This window comes from Blastococcus atacamensis (genome assembly GCF_002938425.1).
GTDB lineage: Bacteria > Actinomycetota > Actinomycetes > Mycobacteriales > Geodermatophilaceae > Blastococcus > Blastococcus atacamensis.
The window spans coordinates 35,663-56,304 of sequence record NZ_POQU01000008.1 but is presented as its reverse complement, the minus strand read 5'-3'; the positions used below and the strand labels follow the sequence as shown (position 1 = coordinate 56,304).

Genomic DNA, 20,642 nt, shown 5'->3' with positions numbered 1-20,642 from the left:
TTCGCGTAGCCGGCGGCCCGAGGGGGCGCCCGCTTCCACGGCAAGGTCTACGGCACCGCCGTAGCGCAGGTCTCGGCAGAACCGTCCCGGGCGCGTTCTGCCAGAAGGCCCCCGCATGGGGTAGGCAGAAGCTCCGTAGCGACGTGGCTCCATGGGGAGCCGAATGGGAGGTGGGCCGGTGGACCGGGAGCAGTGGAGGCAGGTGGTGGAGGCCGCGACACGGGCGCCGTCGATTCACAACACCCAGCCCTGGTCGTTTACCGTGGCCGGAAATCGCCTCGACGTCCGCGCCGATCCCGCGCGCGCGTTGCCCGCACTGGACCGCAGCGGCCGTCAGCGGATCATCAGCTGCGGCGTGGCGGTGGAGTTCGCGCTGATCGCCCTGCGGGCCGCGGGCGCCGAAGTGGCGGTGGAGCTGCTGCCCGAGCCGGCCGACCCGGAGCTGCTGGCGAGCCTCACCCTCACCGGCTCGCGTGAGGTGGCCGAGTCCGACCGGGCCCTCGGTGCAGCAATCGCCAGCCGGCACACCGAACGGGCGCCGTTCCAGCCGCAGGCCGTACCCGCCGAGGTGGTCGACGGGCTGCAGCGGGCCGTCGCGGCCTTCTCGGTGTGGCTCAAGCCGATCACCGAGACGGACGAGGAGGTAGCCACAGCCTTCCTCCTCTCTCGGGCGGAGGAGATCGAGCAGAGCGAGCCCGAGTACGTGGCCGAGCTGCAGCACTGGATGCGAACCGATCCGGCCGCCGTCGACGGCATCCCGGTGGGCGCGGTGCTCGAGGAGGACCCGGCCACCCGGCCGTCCAACTGGCTGATCCGGGACTTCGTCGTCGGCTCGCGGCCGGGCGACAGGTCGCCGTTCCACAGCCCGGAGGACCCGGATGCGCCGCCGCCGCCGGTGGAGCGCCCGGCGGTGGTGCTGCTGGGCACTGACAACGACGACGCGATGGCCTGGCTGACCGCCGGTCGGGGCCTCGGCCAGGTGCTGCTGCGCGTGACCGTGGCCGGACTGGCCGCCTCGCCGCTCACCCAGGCGCTGGACTGGCCGGCCACTCGCGCGCAGCTGGGGACCCGGCTGTCGCTCATCGGGCACCCGCAGATGCTCCTCCGGCTGGGCTACCCGGGCGGCGACCGTTCGCCATCCACCAATCGGCGACCCCTCGCCGATGTCCTGACCTTCGCGGAGTAGGCGGCGGTGCTAAGCCACTGGCCAGCGGGTCGCTGCCGCTCAGCATGCCGGCGGAGGTGACGATGGCGAGGTGATCGAAGGGGACCTTCAGCGGGCCGGCCTCCTGACTTTCGGCAGAGGCGGGCGAAGCCGGCCAGCGCGCTCACGGGACTGTGGTTCCTCCCGGGGCTGTTCATCCTGGTCGGCCCGTTCGTCAGGACCAACGCCGCGCTGAAGGAGTACTGCGAGGGCCGGGGGTCGCGAAACCACCTCGTGTGACACGGACCGTCACTCGGCTGGTGCTCGGCTGCGGTGCAGCGTGACAGGGCCCGGTCTGGCAGTGGCGGCGGATGCCACCCGTGACGGACGTCGATGAGCGTTCAAGGCACTGACCACCCTCCGTGCGTCGCTGCCGGTGGGATTGCGGGGAGCTGCGCTCGCTGGTTCGCCGACGGCGCGGGCGACGTGGGTAGCTCGGGACCGAGGTCCCGAGCATCACCACCTTCGGCCCTGCTCAACTCGGCTCGGCGGGCTCGAAGATCGAGGAAGTCATCGGTCCGAGGGACGGGAAGTGCAGTGGCAGAGGTCTGCAAGAAGGTCATCGTCGACGGCGGAGTGCTCGTCGGGCACGACGGGTCGGCCAACGCTCAGGAGGCACTGGTCTGGGCGGCGGGGCTGGCCGCTCGCACAGGCCTGGCGCTGCAAGTGGTCCGCTCCTGGGGTCTCACCACGGCGCCCAGGCCCCGCACGTGGGAGCCCGGGTACGTGCCCCCGCTGGACGACTTCGAGGAGGCGGTCCGCGATGAGCTCAACGCCTGTGTCGCGCACGCGGCGCTCGACCCGTCGGTGCTCGTGCACACGCACGTCGTCCACGCACAGCCGGCTGCTTCGCTGATTGCCGCGGCGGAGAACGCAGACCTTCTTGTCGTGGGCGCCCGGGGTCACGGCGGGTTCGCCGGTCTGCTGCTGGGTTCCGTCAGCGACCAGTGCGTGCACCACGCTCCCTGCCCCGTGACGGTCGTGCGGCGCGGCGTCGGGCGGCCCATGTCACCGTTTGCGGTCGCCTCCCGCGCGGCTGCGCCGGCGCAGTGATGGGGGCGCCGGAGCCGTATCGCCAGGTGGTGCGGTCCGGCGGTCCACGCCAGCCGGTCGTCGTGGAGATAGCCGGGGTGGCCGGGCACGAACTCGCCGTCACGGTTCGGTGTGCGCTCCAGGCCCGACTGCAGGTCTCTGGCGGCGTGGTTGACACGACCGGCGTGTCGGCGTGTGCGGGGAATGCCGGCCGGACTGGGCGGTCGAATCGGAGGGGCTAGCCACACGTGCAGTGACTGGCGGGCGGGCCGACGCTCGACTCGGATGCCGGACCGTGTCGTCCTTGTGCGTCGCGCGGCAGCGCGACGGGCCTGGTGGCCCGTGTCCCGCCGGGAAGCTCAGCAAGCGTCCGCTGAAGCGGCTGCGGCTGGGGTCATGGCGTGCCCGCCACGCTGCGCCCGCGGGCCGCATGTGAGCGATCGGCCAGCACTGCTTCGACGATGATCTCGGTGTCTGTGACGGTGAGTCCATCGTCGATCCACAGGCGTAGGGCCAGTTGGCGGGCCGGGGATGGCTGCCCGGCGAGCCATTGAGCGCGGTCAGCTTCTCGTGTTCGTTGTTCGGCGAGCTGCTCGTGCCACAGCGACGGCTCACGGTCCTCGCGCAGCTGTGCGGCGGCGTGGTGGAGCACCTGGGCGACGGCGTCCCAGCGGGTCGGAACGGTGCTGGCGGCGTGGTTGCGTGAGCAGCCGCTGCCGTGCCCGGGAAGGGTGCGAGGGAACGGGGCGGGGAGTTCGAGAACGGCTCGCCACGTGAGAGCCGCCCGGCCACAGGTCAGGCAAGGCAGGTTGACCGGTTGCTGGCGTGCGATGACGACGAGGCCGCCGTCGTCACCGAGCGGTCCTGGCGGCGTGGCCTGGTAGGTGGCCGAGCCGGCGCCGATGCGCCGCCGCCAGCGCCACGGCGCTGCCGGCTGAGCTGAGCTGGTGGGGACGAAGGGCGGAGTCGAGCGGTGGACGGACGGGGACGCCGGGTCGGTCACCCGGCGGCGGGCGGCCCGGGGCAGTGGGGGAGCGGCGTTCGGCATGGACGGACCCGTGCCGGTCGTTCCAGGAACGGCATTCGCCGCGAGGAGTCTGCGCAAGATTGCCGCGTCGGAGTCACCCGATGGGGGGACGGGGGGCGGGATAGTGGCGGCACCGGTCCCGGCAGGGACCGTGCCGGCGGGTTGCTGAGCAGGGCCCGTCTGTGGGCCTGGAAGGTGGGAGAGCTCCCACTCTGTGGTGTCCGAGGGGCGACACGCTACATACGCACACGCCTGGGTCACGGTGACGAGTGACCAGTGGACGGGCCTGGCGATCAGGACGCCCGCCACCCGGCAAGCCCATCGCTCGATCCGTCCGCGTCAGGAAACCACGTCCTCGGGGTCGACATGCTCCCCGCTGAGCCCCCGCGCGTGCTGGTGCTGCTCGTGGAAGGCGACCCACTCCCGGCCGAGTTGCTCTCGGTGTGCCCGGTCAGTGCTCTCCCGGAACAGCGGGAGGGCGTCGCGTTCCTCATCCTGCAGGTGTTCTTCGTTGACCTGGCGGGCGCTCCGCAGGGCCTGCCACCATTCCTCACTGCCGGCGGGGTGCCGCTGCACGGCGGCGACGCTGTCACGCAGCTCGTTGTGCTCTCGGACGGCGTGGTCGGCCTCCTCCGCTCCCTCGTCGGCGGCTCTTGCCAGTCTCGGGTACAGCACCGACTCCTCACCGCTCGCGTGGACCTCCAGGAGTTCGGCCAGGACCGCCCACGCCTCGGTTAGCTCGTCCGCGTCGGTCAGGGCATCGATGGCGTCGAACTGGCTGCGCATGGCGTCGTGTTCCAGCTCGACGAGGATGGTGATGTCCATGTCGGGACCCGCAGTCGCCGAGTGGAACCCCTGCTCGCGACCTGCTTCGGCGTCCGCGTCCCGCTCGGGGCTCTGCGGCTCGCTGAGAACCAGAGCCCCGTTGGCGATCGCGGCCGACCAGGTGGCGACCCCGGAGGTCGCCGGGCCGTCCACGACCTCGCCGGTCGTCACGTCGAACGTGGCCATGTGGCAGGGGCACTCGACGGTGGTTCCGTCGAGCTCGCCCTCCGCGAGGGAACAGCCGGCGTGCGGGCAGGTGTCGTCGAAGGCGTGGAGTTCGCCCGCCAGCATGGCGACCGCCACCACCGAACCCTCGTGCTCGACGGCGATCATCTCGCCCTCTTCGGGTGGTGCGGGTGCGGAGGCTTCCGGCGCTGTCATCCCGGGCTTCTACCCGGAGCGAGGCCGACTATCCGACGCCGCTCACGATCGTCCCTGGCCGGGCGCTCCTGTGTGGGGAGGCCGAAGGATGCCCCGGGCACCCGCTCGAGCTGCTCCTGTCCTGCGGGGATGTCGAGGGGCCGGTGGAGCCGCGAAGCGATGGCCGCAGGCAATCGCCGCTCAAGGGAGAGTCGTCAGTTCGGTGCAGCCGTTGAGCACGGACGAACCTGCTCACCTCAGAACCAGCAGAACCCCCATGGCGGTCGCCGTGGGGGTCCAACTCGGTGTCCGAGGGGCGACACGCTACATACGCACACGGCTCAACCCCTGAGGTTGCGCGTGCGGGAGCGAAGCGGGGAGTGCGGTGCACGGCGTCGGCGGTCACGGCTCGGCGGCGGGCCGAGGCACGAGCGGAGGTCGTGCGAGAGCTGAGTGGCCGGCTTCCCGGGCAGGTGCGTCGAGGGGGTGCCCCGAACTCGCGCTGTGCCGACTGCCCCGCCCGGACACCTCGGGAGCGTCAGCTCGTCGCCGTCCCGACCTTCTCGGGGAGGCTGAACAAGGTGAGGAACCGCCGGGCCGCCGCGTCGTCGCCGCTGACCGACACCTCACCGGCCCGCACGGCGGCGTCGAGGTCCCGCCCGTCGTAGACGAGGCTTGCCAGCGCCTCGTGCCCGCCGGCCAGCGTGGCGTCCGGATCGTCGGCCGTGACCGGCTCGACGGTGAAGGCGCCGTCGACCAGACGCGCGTGCAGGTCGGGACGGAGGCTACCGCGCGACGACCTCGCCGGAGCCGTCGACTGTGCTCGTGACCCGGGGGCCGCCGGTGTGACTGATGTCCCCGCTTCCCCGGACGGTCGCGGTGAGGGTATCGGTGGCCCGGACGTCGGCGCTGCCGGAGCCGGCCACGATGACCGTGGCCACGGCGCTGTCGAGGAGGTCAGCCGCGTAGTCCCCGGACCCTTCCACTCGCACCTGTTGGGTGGTGGCGTCGCCCTCGGCCTCGACGGTTCCTGAGCCCGTCAACGCCACGTGCAGTTCGGCGACGTCCAGGCCGCGCATCTCGACGTCGCCGGACCCGTCGACCGTGACCGACAACGCGTCGGCCGGTACGGACTCGGCGACGGTCTGTCCGGAACCGGTCACGACGAGACTGTTGAGGCGAGGGAGGGTCAGCGAGTAGTGGACGTCGCCGAGCGTGAGGGCCCGGCCGTCGAACGCGAGTACCAGAACCTCTCCATCCACTTCGCTGGTGAGCCTGGCGATGACCTTGCTGCCGGCGGTCACGGTGAGGGCGGGGCTGGCGCCAGGAGTGATGGACAGTGTTCCGCTGGTCTCCAGCCGGACGCCGGTGACGCCGGCGACCGCACGATCTTGGGTGGTGACAGGGCCGGTGTCAGTGACGAGCGAGCAGCCGGTGGTGCTGAGGACCGCCAGCGTCGCGGCGGCTACGACGGTGGTACAGCGGATCAGCACTGTCCTCCAAACGCTCGGTGCCGATCGGATGGCGCGGGCGGCGCGGCGGCTCACCAGGCACCGTCGACGGCGCCGTCGATGACGAAGTTGTGACCGATCACGTAGGAGGCGTGCTCGGACGCCAGCCACACGGCCGCGGCCGCCATTCCCTGCGGCTCACCGAGGCGACGGGCCGCGATCCGGGACAGGTAGCCGTCGAGGAGGGCCGCTCGTCCCTCCTCGCTGTCGGCTGCGAGGTTGGCCTCGAGCATCGGCGTCCTGCCCGCGCCCGGGCTGATGACGTTGATCCGGATGCCCTGCGAGGCGTACTCGGCTGCCGCCGCGCGACTGAGCGCGTTCACGCCCGCCTTGCCGGCGGCGTACGAGCCGGTACCAGGTGCGGCCAGGAGCGCGTCGATCGAGCTGATGTTGATGATGGAGCCGCCGCCGCTGGCGGCGATGGCGGGCAACTGATGGCGCATGCACAGCCAGACGCTGACCAGAGTCGTCCGGATGACAGACTCGAAGGCCAGCAGCGACATGTTCGTGAAGGCTGGCCCGCTGTCTGCGGCCCCTTCGGCGTTGGCGGCCCCGTTGACCGCGATGTGCAGGTCGCCGAAGCGACGCCGGACAGCGTCGACGAGCTCCACGACCTGCGCTTCCTCGGTACCTGCCGCGCTGGCTGCAGTGGCTGCCGACCCTGCGGCACGACGTGGAGCCGGTGGCAGCACCCGCTGCCGTGCCTGCCCCCCGCAGGCCCGCGGAGGAGCTCCTGCCGAGCCGGGACTGACGGTGCCGCCCGAGGGGTGCCGTCCGGACGGACGGTGCCCCTCGGTGCGCCCAGCTCAGGAGCGGGGAGCGGCCTGGGGTGCCGGTGCGGTCCACGCGTGCAGTGGTGAGGGGATCGGCATGAACCGCTGGGTGAGGTCGATCCCGTAGAGGAAGACGCTCATGTCGCGCTCGGCCTGGAGCAACGGGTGGTCGGAGGTCCGGATGACCTCCAGGAGCCGGGACACCTCACCGCGCGCGTAGATCAGGTACAGCTCGCCGATCCGGGTGGGCTGGACGAAGTGCGCCTCCCGCCGCGAGCCCGTGAGCTCGTGGCGGACGTCGTCGAACCGGTCGATCGCGCGACGTCGCTCGGCGATGCCAGCGGAGACCCCCGGCAGGAGCACTGTGGCGAACGCCATGACCTCCGGGAACTCGTCCGCGGTGCCGGTGGCGGAGAACCGGCGCACCTCGACGGGAAGCGTGTCACCGGCATGCCACGGATCGGCCCCAAGGGCGGCGGTGACCAGGGCGTGGACCCGGGCCGTCTCCTCGTCGGCCGGTTGGGCCAGCCGGCCTGCCGCGCCCCACGGATCTCCGGCACGGAGGTGCACCAACAGGACGTCGGCCTCGTCCAGGTGCTGCAGCCAGAACGTCTGAGCCTCGACCCCGGCCGCGAGCCGCTCGGCGGCCAGCATGCCCTGGTGCTCGCGCAGCAGCCCGGCGAGCAGATCGACGCGGTTCGGGTCCGGCCCAGGGCCGGGCAGGAGGACGGCGTACAGCACGTCCGTGGCTGGAGCCGGAGCGACGGGGGAGGGGACTGCAGCCGAGTCCGCCCGGGGAGTGGGCACCCAGCGCCGCCAGCGCGCGATACCTGCCACGCCCAACAGCCTACGGTCGGTCCGATGGGTTCCGGGCCCCGTTTTCGCCCGGCAGGCCCCTGCGGACCGCTGGCTTTCCAAGCCCGTCGAGGAGGACGTAGATGGCCGTAGGTGAACCGCTCGGCGAGAACGAGGGCCAGACGTGCTGCCCGCCTAGTTCAGACCGGGCACCGCGTCGGCGTCCAGCCGGTCGTGGACCGCCACCGGCGCGCGTCGTCGAAGGCCACGCCGGAGGGACTGGGACACCGTGAGAGAAAACCGTTCCACGGACGTTTCCCGCAACCTCGGCTCAAGGCGTCGCCGGGAACATCGAGTGGTCCGACCTCCGGCGCGGGGCACGGGGAGGTCAGCCTGATCCCACCGGCCGCGCGCATGAGACGAGTTATCCGGTTGCGTTGACCCTTGCCTGTGAAGGGGCACCCGAAGGACGTCCGAGACCTAGTGCCGGCCCAGCGGTCGATGTGGTTTTCAGGTATCGAGCGGACGTGCCGACGTCAGAAGCAGGAGAACCCCCACCGGCCTGAAGACCGTGGGGCTCCAACTCGGTGCCCGAGGGGGGACACGGTACATACGCACACGGCTGGTCCCAGTGTCTGTCCGCATCGCGGCGCGACGCGGCGCCGTCGCCCATCAGCCGTCGGGCGAGGGTGGCGCCGAACGCCATTCGTCGGCTGACGGCGGTGATAAGCGCGACCCGACCGTCAAGACTGTGGGCACCGAAGCTGGGCGGCCAACTGCTGGGCGTGATCGAGCTGGTGTCTCGGCAGGAAGTCGAGCACCTCAGCGACGCTGATCCGCCCGTCGACGGCGTGGAGACCGGTTCGGTCCAGTTCCGTGGCGCCCACGCCGGCCACGGTCTGCAGCAACTCGTCCTGCGCCCTACGTAGCTGCCTGAGCAGTTGCGCCGGCGGAGGGGATCGGTAGCCGGCCAGCCGCTCCGGGGCGTCGGTGACGAAGTCGGCCAGTTGCGGCTGGCGCTCCGTGCACATGCGCCTCAGTCGTTCGGTGAAGACCTGGGCACTGTCGCGCAGGTGTCCGGCAACGTCACCCACGGTCCAGTCCAGTTCCGAGGAGTAGTCGGGGAAGTGACCGAGATGGACCAGCCGCTGCCGGTCCTCGGGCTGGAGGGTCGCGTGCCAGCGTTCGCCGGAGGCCGCGGCAGCCACGAGCACGGCGACCCTCGACTGCTGAACTCTCAATGTGACCGCGGACCTTGCGACCAAGTCCGGTAGCGAATCGGTCAACGTCATGCCGCCCACGTAGTGGACGGCGGGTCGTCCAGTCACAGTTCCCGGCGGGCTACGCCGCGGATGGCGAGCAGCAGCGCGGCACCGCTGACTACGGCGGCGACGGAAGCGGCACGTGCGTAATCGCCGGGGCCGGCGCCCTGGAGGAGCGCAGTGGGGGCGCCGGCCAGAGTCGAGGGCATCCAAGGCTCCAGTGCCGGGATCGCGGCGAGCAGCGGAAGGACCAGGACGACGGCGAGGGTGACGGCGACTGCTGACAGCGTGCTCCGGGCGCGGGTGGCGACCGCAGCGGTGACTGCGAGGGCGAAGACGAGGTACAGGGAACTCAGTGCCCACCCTGTCAGCACGGCCGGGATGTCGGGTAGGCCGATCAGGACGCCGGTCTCGTACACCGCCAGGGCGGTGCCGGCCGCGTGGGCGGCCACGGCAGCGCCGGTGACCACTGTCCAGCGGGGGAGGACCAGGCGGGCGGCGGAGGGGACTCGGGTGCGGTAGAAGACGGCCAGCGTGGGGCGGGCGTTCACGGTCAGTGCCGCGGCGGCGACGACCAGCGCCGCAAGGAGTCCCAGCTGCAGCGCATTGCCGGTGTAGCCGTCCATGGCGTCGGCGGGCGTGGGCGCGGTCGCCTGCACGGTGATGTTCCCGGCCGTGCCGACCGCGGACAGGAGCTCGTCGGCGTAGCGGGCCATCAGCGGGCCGGTGCACGCGAAGAGGAGAAACGGAACGGCCAACCCGATCCACCGTCGGGTGCGGGTCAGGCGCAGCCATTCCAGCCGCCACGGCCCGAGCGGCCGGACGCTGGTGGCCCCGCGGTGCACGTCGAGAGCCGCCGGCGGACGGTCGGTGGTGGGGATCACGGGTTCTCCCGGGTTGAGGTCAGGGACAGGAACGCGGTCTCCAGGTCGGCGGTGTGCGGCTCGATCGCCACGATCCGTGCGCCGCAGGCGGCGAGCACGGGCACCAGACCGGTCTCGGCAGCGTCGGCGCTGGTGACGTCGACGTGCAGGACGGTGCGGGCGGGGCTGGTGACCCGCGTGACCCAGGGCTGGCCCTCGAGAGCCGCCCGAGCCCGGTCTGCTCCCTCGCGCAGCCGCACCGTCCACCCGGGCCGGGCGTGGTCGGCGAGCAGATCCTGGGTGGCGCCCTGGTAGAGCAGGCGACCGTCGCGTAGCACGCCGATGGTGTCGGCCACCCGTTCCACGTCGGCGAGGATGTGCGTGGACATGATGACCGTGCGGTCGCCGGCCATCGCGGCGATCAGGCCGAGCATCCCCGCCCGGCCGGCAGGGTCCAGGGCGCTGGTGGGCTCGTCGAGCACCAAGATCTCCGGGTCGGTCACCAGGGCCGCGGCCAGGCCGACCCGCTGCCGCATGCCGCGGCTGAACCCTCCGACCCGGCGGTGCGCCACGTCCCCCAGGCCGGCGTGGGCCAGTGCCTCGAGCACGCCTGTGGCGGGGATGCGCGGGGCGCTCAGGGAGCGGGCGAGCTCGACGACCTCGGCGGCGGTCAGCCACGGCTCGAGGTCGGGAACGTCGGGGCAGACGGCGATGCGCTCGACCGGTACTGCGGTCGTGACCGACCCGGCGTCGGCGCGCCGCAGGCCGGTGAGGATGGACAGGAGGGTCGTCTTGCCGGCGCCGTTGGGGCCGACGAGGCCGTAGACGCTGCCCCGGGGCACGCGCAGGTCGATGTCGTGGACGCCCGCCCCACCCGGGTAGTTCCGGGTGAGGCCGGAGGTACTGATGGCCCACGGGTGGCCGGGGTCGACGGTCGGGTAGCGAGCCAGGCTGGCCCAGAGCGACGTGCGGTTGCTCATCGCTGCTGACGCCCGAGGACGAGGTAGGCGACGGCGCCGAAGGGGATGGAGAGCAAGCAGATCAGGGTCCACCCCCACCGCGGCAGCCACCGCGGATCTGGTGAGCGCGCGAGGTCTACCAAGGCGTAGACGACGACGCCGATGGCGAGCAGGAGCAGCGGTGCCAGGGCCAGCACGGTGCTCGAAGGCATGGCAGGTCCTTCCGGGACGAGAACGGGCAGGGAAAGGAACCATGGGGATGGCAGGCACGAGACAGACGGCGGTATGAGGTCCGCCGGCGAAGGTCCCCCGGCCGGTGACGATGCGCAGGATCTCCCGTCCGCGGGAGCGGTCAGCAGCTCGTGGGTTCTGCGGCGGGCAGGACTGCGCGAGCAGGAGGCACTGCGTGCCCCTCAGCGTGGTGATGGGCGCCGGCTGCACTCGCGCGCTTCGCGGTGAAGAGCGAGACGTCGGCTCCGGCCTGGGCGCTCTCGCACAGCAGGCACATTGCTGCGGTCGTGCTGGACATCCGGCAGTCCGCCGCTCGCAGCGCGATGCCCAAGGGCCGGTCGTCGCGCTGAAACACGGCGTAGCCGCGCAGCGGCGTCGGGGGTCCCGCCAGTCAACGTGCGGCGGTTCTCCGTCTCGGTCAGTGGTCTCATCCCCGCGATCTCTTCTGGGGGAGGGGGGAGCCGGTGGACGGGGCCAGCTGGGCGACCAGCGCGGCGGCGTCATCGTGGCCGATGAGCAGCTCGTCGTAGCGCTGTCCGCGTAGGCGCAGGCGCAGGGCCGGCTGGCCCCGGCGGACGTCGACGAAGCGTCGCGCCCCGCGGCCACGCCAGGTGCCGATCTCGCGCCGGCCGGGGATGGCGAGGCCCGGCGCGCGCAGGCCGCGGGCCGCGGCGAGCCCGTCGGTCACGACGTCGGCACCGGTGATGGCTGAGCGCGGTACGACCTGCTCGCCCAGCACTCCGGCGATCCGGCTCACCAAGGGAAGGCGGACGGTTAGCGCCTCATCGGACACGAGGATCGAGGTCATCAGGGCCTCCAGCGGATCGGCGTCGGGACCACCTGTCCCGCTCGTCCTCGACGCTAGGGAGGCGAACGGGGCGGGGCGTCCTCCGCCGGTCCCGTCCTGCGCTCCTCCGCGAGGAGGAGGCACGAGGGGGCGCTCGTCCTCACGACCCGGATGGCGTGACGAGGCCGCGCTCGTAGGCGAGCACGACGGCCTGCACCCGGTCGCGGAGCCCGAGCTTCATGAGGAGGTTGCTGACGTGGGTCTTCACGGTGGTCTCGCTGAGAACCAGCTCGGCGGCGATCTCGGCGTTGGAGAGGCCGCGGGCAACGAGCAGCAGGACCTGGTGCTCGCGGTCGGTGAGCTGGGGCAACGGCGCCTTCGACGTCGCGGCGGTCGTGGCAGGCAGCTGCTGGGCGAAGCGATCGAGCAGCCGACGCGTGACCTGCGGGGCGATCACGGCGTCCCCGCGGTGAACCACGCGGACGGCGTCGACCAGGTCGTCGGCGGGGGCGTCCTTGAGGAGGAACCCCGACGCCCCTGCGCGCAGCGACTCGACGACGTACTCGTCCAGGTCGTAGGTGGTGAGGATCAGCACGCGCGGCGGGGAGTCCAGCTGGCCCAGCCGGCGGGTGGTCTCCACGCCGTCCATGCGGGGCATCCGGATGTCCATGAGGACGACGTCGGGTTGCAAAGCCCGGACTTGGGCGAGGGCGACCTCGCCGTCGGCGGCCTCGCCGACGACCTCCATGTCGGGCTCGGTCTGGAGGATGAGGCGGAAGCCGGTCCGCAGGAGCGGCTGGTCGTCCACGAGCAGGACGCGGATCGTCACGACGGGCTCCGATCGAGGGGGAGGCGGGCGGTCACGACGAAGCCGCCGCCGGCTCGCGGGCCCGCCGAGAGCGCTCCGCCGTAGGCGCGGACCCGTTCGCTTAGCGAGGTGAGGCCGTGGCCGCCAGGAGGCTGGTCGGCAGACCAGATGAGGGATCCGCGGCCGTCGTCCGACACCCCCAGGGACAGGCTGCCGTCGCACCAGTCCAGGGTGATGCGGGCGACGGCACGGCCGGCGTGCTGGCGGACGTTGCCCAGCGCCTCCTGGACGACGCGGTAGGCGGTCAGCGCCACTCCCGGGTCGACCTCGACCGGCGTGCCGCGGTTGACCAGCTCGACGTCCATCCCGTCGGCGCGAGCACCGTCGACGAGCGCCGCGAGGTCGGCGAGACTCGGTTGCGGACGCAGGTGCGCGACGTCGTCCGACGGGCGCAGCACCCCGAAGATGCGGCGCATCTCGGTCACTGCCTCGTGGCCGGCGCGCTCGGCCTGTGCCAGCAGGTGCTCGGCCGTGTCGGGATCGCTGCGCAGCATCCGCCGGGCCGCGGCCGTGTGGACGGTCAGGGCGGTGATGCCGTGGGTCACCAGATCCTGCATCTCCCGGGCGATCGCCGCCCGCTCGTCCACCTCGGTGGCCCGGGCACGGGCCTCGCGTGCCTCGAACACCGCACGGTTGCGCTCCTCCCGGCGGGCGTTCTGGGCACGGCGGCTGCGCACGGACCAGCCGACGGCCCAGACGGCGACGATCATGAAGGTGTTGTTGACCCAGTCGGTGACGGTGGTCGCCACCGGGCCGGCGATCAGCAGCGAGCCGACCAGCAGGTAGACACCAACGGCGGCCGGCGCGCTCACCCGCACCGGCCGCCACGCCGCGACGGTGTAGAGGACGAGCAACGGCGCGTAGGTGGCGACGCTCTGGGGGTAGCCGAGCTGCAGCGGGACCAACGCAGCGGCGGACGCAAGTACGAGCGCCCCGACGGGCCACCGGCCGCGCATCGCCACCGCGCTGCCGGCGAGCAGCGTGAGGCCCGCGCCCAGCGCGTCGAACGAGCGCTGGTCGACGACCACCGAGTCCGGGGTCAGCCAGAACGACAGGACGCCGAAGACGGCCACCAGCAAGCCCAGAGCCACGTCGAGCCGGGCGGCATGCCGCCCGGCGAAGCCCGAGATCGAGGTGGTCAGTCGTTGCACGCGACCACGCTAGGCCAGGGCGGACGCGAGCTGGTCCTCCGTCGGGACCGGTCGCGGGGCACGTTCTCCTCCCTGTGGAGGAGGACGCGCGGGCCGCAGGCACCCCCACGCTCGTCGGCACTGGCTAACCTGTCGAGCCGTGGGGGACTCCGACGGGACGGCCGAGCAGACCGCGCAGCGGCAGCCGGGCCCTGGGTTCCCGCCCGGGGCCGGGAACGAGGTGGACGTGCCGCGACCGCGGACCTCCGAGGCCCCGGTGCCGGCTGGCGACAGTGCTGCCGTGCTCCGCAGACTGGGCCTCGATGCCCTGGTGGAGATGCTGGAGACGTCCGGCTACGGCGTGTGCGTGACCGGGGACGACCACCGGTGGGTGTACCTGAACCCCACCGGGTGCCGGTTGGTCGGCCGGCCCTTCGCGGAACTCGAGGGTGCGGACTACCTGCTCTCCTTCGCGGAGCACGAGCGGGCCTACCTGCTTGCGCTCGAGCAGGACCAGCGGGACGGGGACTCCGGCTTCTACGCCAACACGATCGTCCGTCCCGACGGCAGCGAGGTGGGCATCACCTGGTCCGGGTCGGTGCTGCACGCCGACGGCAAGGAGTTGGCTCCTGCCTTCTTCCACCCGACATTCGGCCTGGCGAGGACTGATCAGGACGCGGTCGTCCTCGGCGCCGCGCCGGCCCGGCTCGCCGCGGGCGGATCGGTCGGCGAGGTCCTCGGGAGCCTGGCGGAGGAGGCGGTGGCGCGGTCCCGCGCGGTGGCCTGCCTGGTCCTGGTCGAGTGCCCGGACGGGCGACTGGCCCTGCTCGCGGGAGCCGGGGTGCTCGACGAGGTCAGCGATGCGCTGTGGGATGCGGACCTGCGGTTGACCGACCTGCCCGGAGGCGACCTGCTCACGGCCGGGCGGCTCCTCCTGCTGTCGGACGGACGCACGCGTCTGGCGGCGTCCCCGTCGACGGCGATGATCGCGGACCTGACGGGCGACCTCGGGTGGGAAGGATCCGTCAAGGTCCCGCTACACCGGGGCGGGATGGTCGTCGGCTGCCTGGTGCTGCTCTTGCCGCGCTCGGTGACGGCTGCGACAAAGGGAGAGCTGATCGCGTGGTCCGCCCTCGGGGCGCACGCGTCGGTGGCGCTGGCCGAGGAGCGGCTGCGCGAGCAGGCCGCGGCGCACGCCGCCGAGCTCGAACGGCACCGACTCGGTCGGGATCTGCACGACTCAGTGATCGCTGCCCTCTTCTCCGTGCATGCCCGGGCGCAGGCGGTGCAGCGCGGGCTGCGGTCTGGGGCGCCGGGCGTGGTCGAGGAGGCGGCGCGGGACCTGGAGGCGCTGTCGCAGCAGGCGATCGCCCAGCTGCGGGCGATGGTGACCGGCATGCGCCCCGAGACGTCCACCGATGACCTCGCCGTCGAGCTGGGGGCACTGGCGCGCGCCTGCACGACGCGCGACGGCTTGCCCGTGGACGTGCGGGTGGCAGGGGCGATGCCGCCGGTCGCCGCCGGGACGATCGAGCACCTGGTCCGCATCGCGGGCGAGGCGCTGCACAACTGCGTGAAGCACGCGGGCGCATCCGCTGCCACCGTGTCGCTGGACGCGGGTGGGGACGGGCTCGTGCTCATGGTCACCGACGACGGCTGCGGCTTCGACCCCACCGCAGGCGGCGGCGGTCACGGCCAGCGGACCATGCGGGAACGGGCGCAGCTGTGCGGCGGCAGCCTCGCCGTGGACAGCGCGCCGGGGCGTGGCACCCGAGTCGTCGTCCGCGTCCCTGTGTCCCTCTGACGGACGACCGGAGGGGCACCCCCGACCAGGGGTGCCCCTCCGTCCATCTCCGTCAGGCGGTGGCGATGGCGTCGAGAACCTCCATCCGTGCGGCTCGGCGGGCAGGCCAGACGGCGGCGAGGACGCCGATCAGCGCGCCCAGGGCGAGGAAGAGGGCCAGTCGCACGCCGGGGACCACCAGCTCGGAGATGCCCTGGTCGGACAGCGCCCGTGTGAGGCTGACCCCGAGCAGCCCGCCCAGCAGCAGGCCCAGCACCGAGCCGTACACCGAGATGAGCACCGACTCCAGGCGCACGGTCCGGCGCAGCTGTTCGCGGGTCATGCCGATGGCCCGCAGCAGTCCGATTTCCCGCGTCCGTTCCAGCACCGACATCGCCAGGGTGTTGACGATCCCGAGCACGGCGATCAGCACCGAGAGCACCAGCAGGGCGTTGATGAGCATCAGGATCTGGTCGACCTGACCCTTCTGCTCGTCGGCGAACTCGTCGCGGTCCTTCAGGGTGACCACGGGGTAGGGGTCGATGGCCGCCTGGACGGCCGACCGGACCGACTGCTCGGCGCCGTCAGCGACATCGAGGTAGAGGTAGCGGTCCAGGTCCGAGCCACCGGTGGCGGTGAAGGTCTCCAGCGACACGAGCGCCGGCGCGACCGCCTGGTTGCTGGCGAAGATGCCGCCGACGGTCAGCTCGGCGGCCTGGCCGGTCGGTGTGACCATCTCGACGGTGTCCCCGACGGCCCAGCCGTGACGGTCGGCCGTGGGCTGGTCGACCAGCAGCCCGGAACCCGCCAGCTCCGCGCTTCCGCCGTCGCTGTAGTCCAGTCCCAACGTCCGGTCCAGCGTCGTGTCGTCCACGGCGGCGATCAGCGTCTCCTCGTCGGCCAGGAGCGCCGAGCCGAAGCGCACTTGCGTCACCGCGTCCACGCTGTCGACCGACCGCAACCGCTCGGCGACCTCCGGCGTGAAGGGCTGTCCGACCGCGGTCGAGACGACGAAGTCCGCACGCAGGGACGTGCCGATCAGCTTGTCGACCGAGGCGTTGGCTGATGCGCCGAGGATGCTGAAGGCGGTGACCAGGGCCAGCCCGACCATCAGCGCCGAGGCGGTGGCCGCGATCCGGCGAGGGTTGCGCTGGGCGTTCTGCCGGGCGAGGTGCCCGGTCGTGCCCCACAGGCGGGGGAGCACCGCGCCGACGGACCGGGCGAAGGGCCGGGCGAGGACGGGGCTCAACGCGATCACCGCCAGGACCAGCCCCAGCCCGCCGATGCCGACGAGCTGGGCGGCGGTGCCGCCATCGACCAGGAAGCTTCCCACGAGGCCGGTCACACCGACCACCGTCGCGACGGTGCCGACGAGAGTGCGCCTGCGAAGGGACCGCTCCACCGTGACGTGGTCCTCGCGCATCGCCGCGACCGGCGGCGTGGCCGCGGCGCGGCGGGCGGGAAGGTAGGCCGCGACCAGCGTGACCAGGACGCCGACGGCGTAGCTCCACGCGACCGTGCTCGCCGACAGCACGAGTCCGCCGTCCAGGGTCAGACCGAAGGTCGAGAACATCGCGCGCAGCGCGGAGGCGATGCCGAAGCCGCCGAGCACGCCCAGCGTCGACCCCGTGACCCCGAGCACCAGGGCTTCGACGAGCACCGACCGCGTGACCTGACCCCGGCCGGCGCCCAGGGCCCGCAGCAGCGCCAGCTCCCGCGTCCGCTGCGCCACCAGCATCGAGAAGGTGTTGAGGATGATGAACGAGCCGACGAACAGGGCGATGCCGGCGAACGCGGTGAGCAGGACAGTGATGAACGACAGCCCCTCCTCCAGCGCGGCGGCCCGTTCGTCGGCCTGCTCCTGGGCCGTCGTCACGTCGTAGTCGTCCCCGACGGCCGCCGCGATCCGGTCGCGCACCTGCTCGTCCGGGTTCCCCTGGGCGGTACGGACGTCGATGCCGGTGAACTCGTCCCCGAGTCCGAGCATCGCCTGAGCGGTGCCGAGATCGAAGGCGGTCAGCGAGGCCCCGGCCAGGCCGCCGTCCTCCCCAAAGGTGAAGACGCCGACGACCACGGCCTCGACCCGGGGCCCGGGGGTGAGCAGCGAGACCCGGTCGCCGACGGCGTAGCCGGTTCTCTCGGCGGTCGCGCGGTCCAGGGCCACCTCACCCTCCCGTTCCGGCGCCCGCCCGTCGACGAGCTCGCTCGGTGACAGCGCGCGCTCCTCGAACCAGCTGATGCCCACGCCGGGCGCTCCACCCGTGTCGAGCACCTCGCCGTCCTGGTCCAGGACGTAGACGCCCTCGGTCCGCACGTAGCCCTCGGCCGCGGCGACGCCGTCGACAGCGCGGACCTGCCCGACCACGGCGGAGGGCAGCCGGTCGACTCCGCCGCCGGGACCGGTGACGCCGGTGGCGAACGCCGCTGCCGGGTGCACGCTGACGTCGGCGGCGGTGCTCTCGAACAGCGCCGTGAAGGTGCGGTTGAGGGTGTCGGTGAAAATCATGGTGCCGCTCACGAAGGCGACGCCCAGGACGATGGCGAGTCCGGAGAACGCCAGCCGGAGCTTGTGGGCCAGCAGGTTGCGCCAGGTGGTGCGCCACATGTCAGATCTCCTTCGTTGCGACGCGGCCGGCGGTGTCGAAGGCCTTCATGCGCTCGAGGACGCGGTCGGCCGTCGGCGCAAGCATCTCGTCGACGATGCGGCCGTCGGCCAGGAAGAGCACGCGGTCGGCGTAGGAGGCGGCGGACGGGTCGTGGGTGACCATCACGACGGTCTGACCCATCTCCCGCACGGAGGTCCGCAGGAACGCCAGCACCGAGGCCCCGCTGCGGGAGTCAAGGTTCCCGGTGGGCTCGTCGGCGAAGATGATGTCCGGGCGGCTCGCCAGGGCCCGCGCGCACGCCACCCGTTGCTGCTGCCCCCCGGAGAGCTCCGTCGGCCGGTGCCCCAGACGCTCCCGCAGTCCCACGGCGTCGATGACGCCGTCGAGCCAGGCGCGGTCCGGGGTGCGGCCGGCGATGTCCATCGGCAGCGTGATGTTCTCCAGCGCGGTCAGCGTGGGGAGCAGGTTGAAGGCCTGGAAGATGAAGCCGACCTTGTCCCGGCGCAGCCGGGTCAGACCCTTGTCGTCCAGTCCGCCGATCGCGGTCTCGCCGATCCAGGCCTGCCCCGACGTCAGCCCGTCCAGACCGGCCATGCAGTGCATCAACGTCGACTTGCCGGAGCCCGACGGGCCCATGATCGCGGTGAACTCCCCGCGGCGGAAGTCGACGTCGACGTCGTCCAGGGCGACGACGCGCGTGTCGCCGTGCCCGTACACCTTGGTCAGCGCCGCTCCACGAGCGGCGTACGTGTGGGCGGCCGCGAGCGCATCGGCTGCGGTCGTCGCCTGCTGGACCGTTGTCACGATCTCTCCTCCAGGTCCGGTGACGCCGCACCGACTGCGGCGTACCGAACTCTGGGGCCGCGACCGCCTCCGCCCATCGGCCGCAGGAAGTGACCTGTGGGTGGGTCTCGAGGACGAGGGGCCGGTCGCCCTCATCCGTCAGGAGGAGTACCGGTGGGTCCGGGTGCAGGAGTTGCCGGGCGCCCGGGGTGCAAAGCATCGGACCCATGACGACGACTTTGTCGACGGTGCGGGCATGAGCGGTGCCGGCGCTCCTGCTGGGCGTCACCGTCGCCTTCTTCCTCACCAATGACACCACTAGTCCTGATGCGGCCCGATCCGTCGCCGGGGCGGTGGCTGACCGGCCCGCCTGGGCCCACCAGGCCGTCACCGCCGTCAGCGAGGGCAGCCTCGTCGTGCTCGAACTGCTCCTCGCGGTCTCGGCCTGGCGTGTGCGATCTCGGGAATCGCGGCAGGTCGCGACGGCGCTCGTCGGAGGCGTCGGGGTCGTGCTCGCTTTCGGCACCAGCGAGCTGATCAAGGTGCTCGTTGCGCGGGACCGGCCGTGCCGCTCGGTCGCCGGCCTGGACGCCGTCGCCCCGTGCCCTCCGGTGGGGGACTGTCGCTCCCAAGCAATCACGCGACTCTCGCTGCGGCACTCGCCGCGGTGATCATCTGGTCGGCCCCCCGGTGGTGGCCGCTGGTCGCCCCACTGGCCCTCGGGGTCGCCGCGGCGCGCGTCGGTCTCGGCGTGCACTACCCGCACGACGTCGTCGACGGCTCAGTCTTCGGTGGCGTGGTCGGATCGGTGCTCGTCCTGCTGCTGCGACGTCCCGCGACCCGCTGGGTGACCGCGGGCTGCCGCAGAGTCCGGCCCCTCAGCTGCCTGGCGTGGGGAACTCGGCCCCGGTGATGGTGGCCCGGAAGAACTCGCCCTCGGCCTGCCGGTCGGTGCCCCACCACCACCCGGCGCGCAGCCGCGAGCCGACGGTCACCCCGCCGAAGGTCTTCTCCTCCTCGATGGCCACGCCGAACGGGTACCGGCCGAAGGGTTCCCCGCCCGGGTTGCCCCAGCGCTGCATGACCACCTCGCGCAGCCGGTCGTCGGCGCTGACGGACAACTCGGCGCTCTCGACCTGGTCGTCGATGCGCCAGGTCGCCACGGCGTGGTCGTCGTCGGCGCCGGGCGTCCAGGTCGCGCCGCGGAACGTGGTGGGGGCGAGCGCCATCTCGCCGGCGAGGCGCCCCGCAGCACTCCGCGTGACGTCGGTTCCGGTCGCGGTCATGACCGGAACCAGGCCGCCGAGCCGCCAGTTCATCTGGCCGGATCCAGAGCTGTACCGGTCGAAGCCGGTGACCGGCACGCCGAGGAACCGGGCGGTTGCGGCCCAGATGAACCCATGCGGCGGGGCGAGGACCTGCGTGGCGGTGAACGCTCGCCAGGCCCCGAGGCGGATCTCCCCGCCCATGGACAAGACCACCGACGGCCACAGCGGGGTCCCGGGAGCGATGGCATGGGTGAGCCACCGGCGAGCCGCCTCGGGCAGGTCGGCGACCATGGCGAGGTCGAACGGTTCCGGTGCTTCTGGGCCGGCGTCGGCGAGCAACTCCCAGTCTCGCCTGACGCTCCGAGCCGCTCGGGGGACCGGGGGAGTGGTCACGGGTTCCTCCTCGTGCCGACGGGTCGGCGGCTGCGGTCCGCTGCGGCGACGGCCAGGACAACGGCTGGTCCATAGACAGGTCATCTCATGCCACGATCGCCGACGGCAGCGCCGAGATGGACACAGCGCGCCCCCGCAGCTCATGAGTCGCAGTAGCAGCGAAAGGCGGTTCCCGTCCGCGA

22 protein-coding genes are annotated in these 20,642 nt (G+C 72.4%); 5 read left to right on the top strand and 17 right to left on the bottom strand.

Translation table 11 applies throughout. From position 1 onward, the window contains the following. The first annotated feature begins 151 nt into the window (after positions 1–151). Both C5508_RS03895 and C5508_RS03890 read left to right on the top strand, forming a co-directional pair. Positions 152–1,186, top strand: coding sequence for an Acg family FMN-binding oxidoreductase (locus C5508_RS03895; protein ID WP_104523640.1), 1,035 nt, complete (start codon positions 152–154; stop codon positions 1,184–1,186). 555 nt (positions 1,187–1,741) lie between these two features. Further along, complete coding sequence (locus C5508_RS03890) at positions 1,742–2,257, top strand: universal stress protein (RefSeq protein WP_232796901.1); 516 nt, start codon at positions 1,742–1,744, stop codon at positions 2,255–2,257. Positions 2,258–2,630: 373 nt separating this feature from the next. On the opposite strand, the gene C5508_RS19430 is transcribed toward C5508_RS03890, so the two are convergent. The 14 genes from C5508_RS19430 to C5508_RS03830 form a co-directional block, all read right to left on the bottom strand. Then, the gene (locus tag C5508_RS19430) at positions 2,631–3,284 is read right to left on the bottom strand and encodes a hypothetical protein (protein ID WP_157943978.1); all 654 of its coding nucleotides are present in this window, start codon (positions 3,282–3,284) and stop codon (positions 2,631–2,633) included. A 318-nt stretch (positions 3,285–3,602) separates the two neighbouring features. Beyond that, positions 3,603–4,469, bottom strand: coding sequence for a Rieske 2Fe-2S domain-containing protein (locus tag C5508_RS03885; RefSeq protein ID WP_104523638.1), 867 nt, complete (start codon positions 4,467–4,469; stop codon positions 3,603–3,605). A gap of 517 nt (positions 4,470–4,986) precedes the next feature. Then, entirely contained in the window at positions 4,987–5,208 is a 222-nt protein-coding gene (locus C5508_RS20665; protein ID WP_408607756.1) for an alkyl sulfatase C-terminal domain-containing protein, read from the bottom strand. Between the two features lie 25 nt (positions 5,209–5,233). Beyond that, positions 5,234–5,941, bottom strand: a complete 708-nt coding sequence (locus tag C5508_RS03880; RefSeq protein ID WP_157943977.1) for a head GIN domain-containing protein — start codon at positions 5,939–5,941, stop codon at positions 5,234–5,236. A gap of 50 nt (positions 5,942–5,991) precedes the next feature. After that, positions 5,992–6,651 (bottom strand): SDR family NAD(P)-dependent oxidoreductase, encoded by a 660-nt coding sequence (locus C5508_RS03875; RefSeq protein WP_104523636.1) that lies wholly within the window; start codon positions 6,649–6,651, stop codon positions 5,992–5,994. A 114-nt stretch (positions 6,652–6,765) separates the two neighbouring features. Next, a complete protein-coding gene (locus C5508_RS03870) occupies positions 6,766–7,569 on the bottom strand; it encodes a hypothetical protein (protein WP_157943975.1) in 804 nt (267 codons plus the stop codon). A gap of 701 nt (positions 7,570–8,270) precedes the next feature. Beyond that, entirely contained in the window at positions 8,271–8,735 is a 465-nt protein-coding gene (locus C5508_RS03865; protein ID WP_157943974.1) for a DinB family protein, read from the bottom strand. A 116-nt stretch (positions 8,736–8,851) separates the two neighbouring features. Next, positions 8,852–9,673: a hypothetical protein gene (locus C5508_RS03860; RefSeq protein WP_104523634.1), complete on the bottom strand. Its 822-nt coding sequence runs from the start codon at positions 9,671–9,673 to the stop codon at positions 8,852–8,854. After that, positions 9,670–10,632, bottom strand: coding sequence for an ABC transporter ATP-binding protein (locus tag C5508_RS03855; RefSeq protein WP_104523633.1), 963 nt, complete (start codon positions 10,630–10,632; stop codon positions 9,670–9,672). Before C5508_RS03855 ends, C5508_RS03860 begins: the two co-directional genes overlap by 4 nt. After that, a complete protein-coding gene (locus tag C5508_RS03850; protein WP_104523632.1) occupies positions 10,629–10,823 on the bottom strand; it encodes a PLDc N-terminal domain-containing protein in 195 nt (64 codons plus the stop codon). The genes C5508_RS03855 and C5508_RS03850 overlap by 4 nt, the downstream gene beginning before the upstream one ends. Positions 10,824–10,963: 140 nt before the next feature. Beyond that, positions 10,964–11,197 (bottom strand): FBP domain-containing protein, encoded by a 234-nt coding sequence (locus C5508_RS03845; RefSeq protein ID WP_232796900.1) that lies wholly within the window; start codon positions 11,195–11,197, stop codon positions 10,964–10,966. A 72-nt stretch (positions 11,198–11,269) separates the two neighbouring features. Next, positions 11,270–11,650 (bottom strand): hypothetical protein, encoded by a 381-nt coding sequence (locus tag C5508_RS03840; protein WP_104523630.1) that lies wholly within the window; start codon positions 11,648–11,650, stop codon positions 11,270–11,272. Between the two features lie 139 nt (positions 11,651–11,789). Continuing rightward, entirely contained in the window at positions 11,790–12,458 is a 669-nt protein-coding gene (locus C5508_RS03835) for a response regulator (RefSeq protein WP_104523629.1), read from the bottom strand. After that, positions 12,455–13,648, bottom strand: a complete 1,194-nt coding sequence (locus C5508_RS03830; RefSeq protein ID WP_104523628.1) for a sensor histidine kinase — start codon at positions 13,646–13,648, stop codon at positions 12,455–12,457. Before C5508_RS03830 ends, C5508_RS03835 begins: the two co-directional genes overlap by 4 nt. Positions 13,649–13,928: 280 nt before the next feature. Here C5508_RS03830 and C5508_RS03825 point away from each other — a divergent pair, with 280 nt between their 5' ends. Continuing rightward, positions 13,929–15,431, top strand: a complete 1,503-nt coding sequence (locus tag C5508_RS03825) for a PAS domain-containing sensor histidine kinase (protein WP_157943973.1) — start codon at positions 13,929–13,931, stop codon at positions 15,429–15,431. A 52-nt stretch (positions 15,432–15,483) separates the two neighbouring features. On the opposite strand, the gene C5508_RS03820 is transcribed toward C5508_RS03825, so the two are convergent. Beyond that, positions 15,484–18,015, bottom strand: coding sequence for an ABC transporter permease (locus tag C5508_RS03820; RefSeq protein ID WP_104523626.1), 2,532 nt, complete (start codon positions 18,013–18,015; stop codon positions 15,484–15,486). A 1-nt stretch (position 18,016) separates the two neighbouring features. Then, a complete protein-coding gene (locus tag C5508_RS03815; protein ID WP_232796899.1) occupies positions 18,017–18,820 on the bottom strand; it encodes an ABC transporter ATP-binding protein in 804 nt (267 codons plus the stop codon). Positions 18,821–19,062: 242 nt separating this feature from the next. On the opposite strand from C5508_RS03815, the gene C5508_RS19425 reads away from it, so the two are divergent. After that, positions 19,063–19,470 (top strand): hypothetical protein, encoded by a 408-nt coding sequence (locus C5508_RS19425; protein WP_157943972.1) that lies wholly within the window; start codon positions 19,063–19,065, stop codon positions 19,468–19,470. Further along, positions 19,467–19,712, top strand: a complete 246-nt coding sequence (locus C5508_RS19420; protein ID WP_232796898.1) for a phosphatase PAP2 family protein — start codon at positions 19,467–19,469, stop codon at positions 19,710–19,712. Before C5508_RS19425 ends, C5508_RS19420 begins: the two co-directional genes overlap by 4 nt. Here the strand turns inward: C5508_RS19420 and C5508_RS03805 are convergent. Next, complete coding sequence (locus C5508_RS03805; RefSeq protein ID WP_198597844.1) at positions 19,678–20,460, bottom strand: DUF6544 family protein; 783 nt, start codon at positions 20,458–20,460, stop codon at positions 19,678–19,680. The genes C5508_RS19420 and C5508_RS03805 overlap by 35 nt on opposite strands. Positions 20,461–20,642 lie beyond the last annotated feature (182 nt).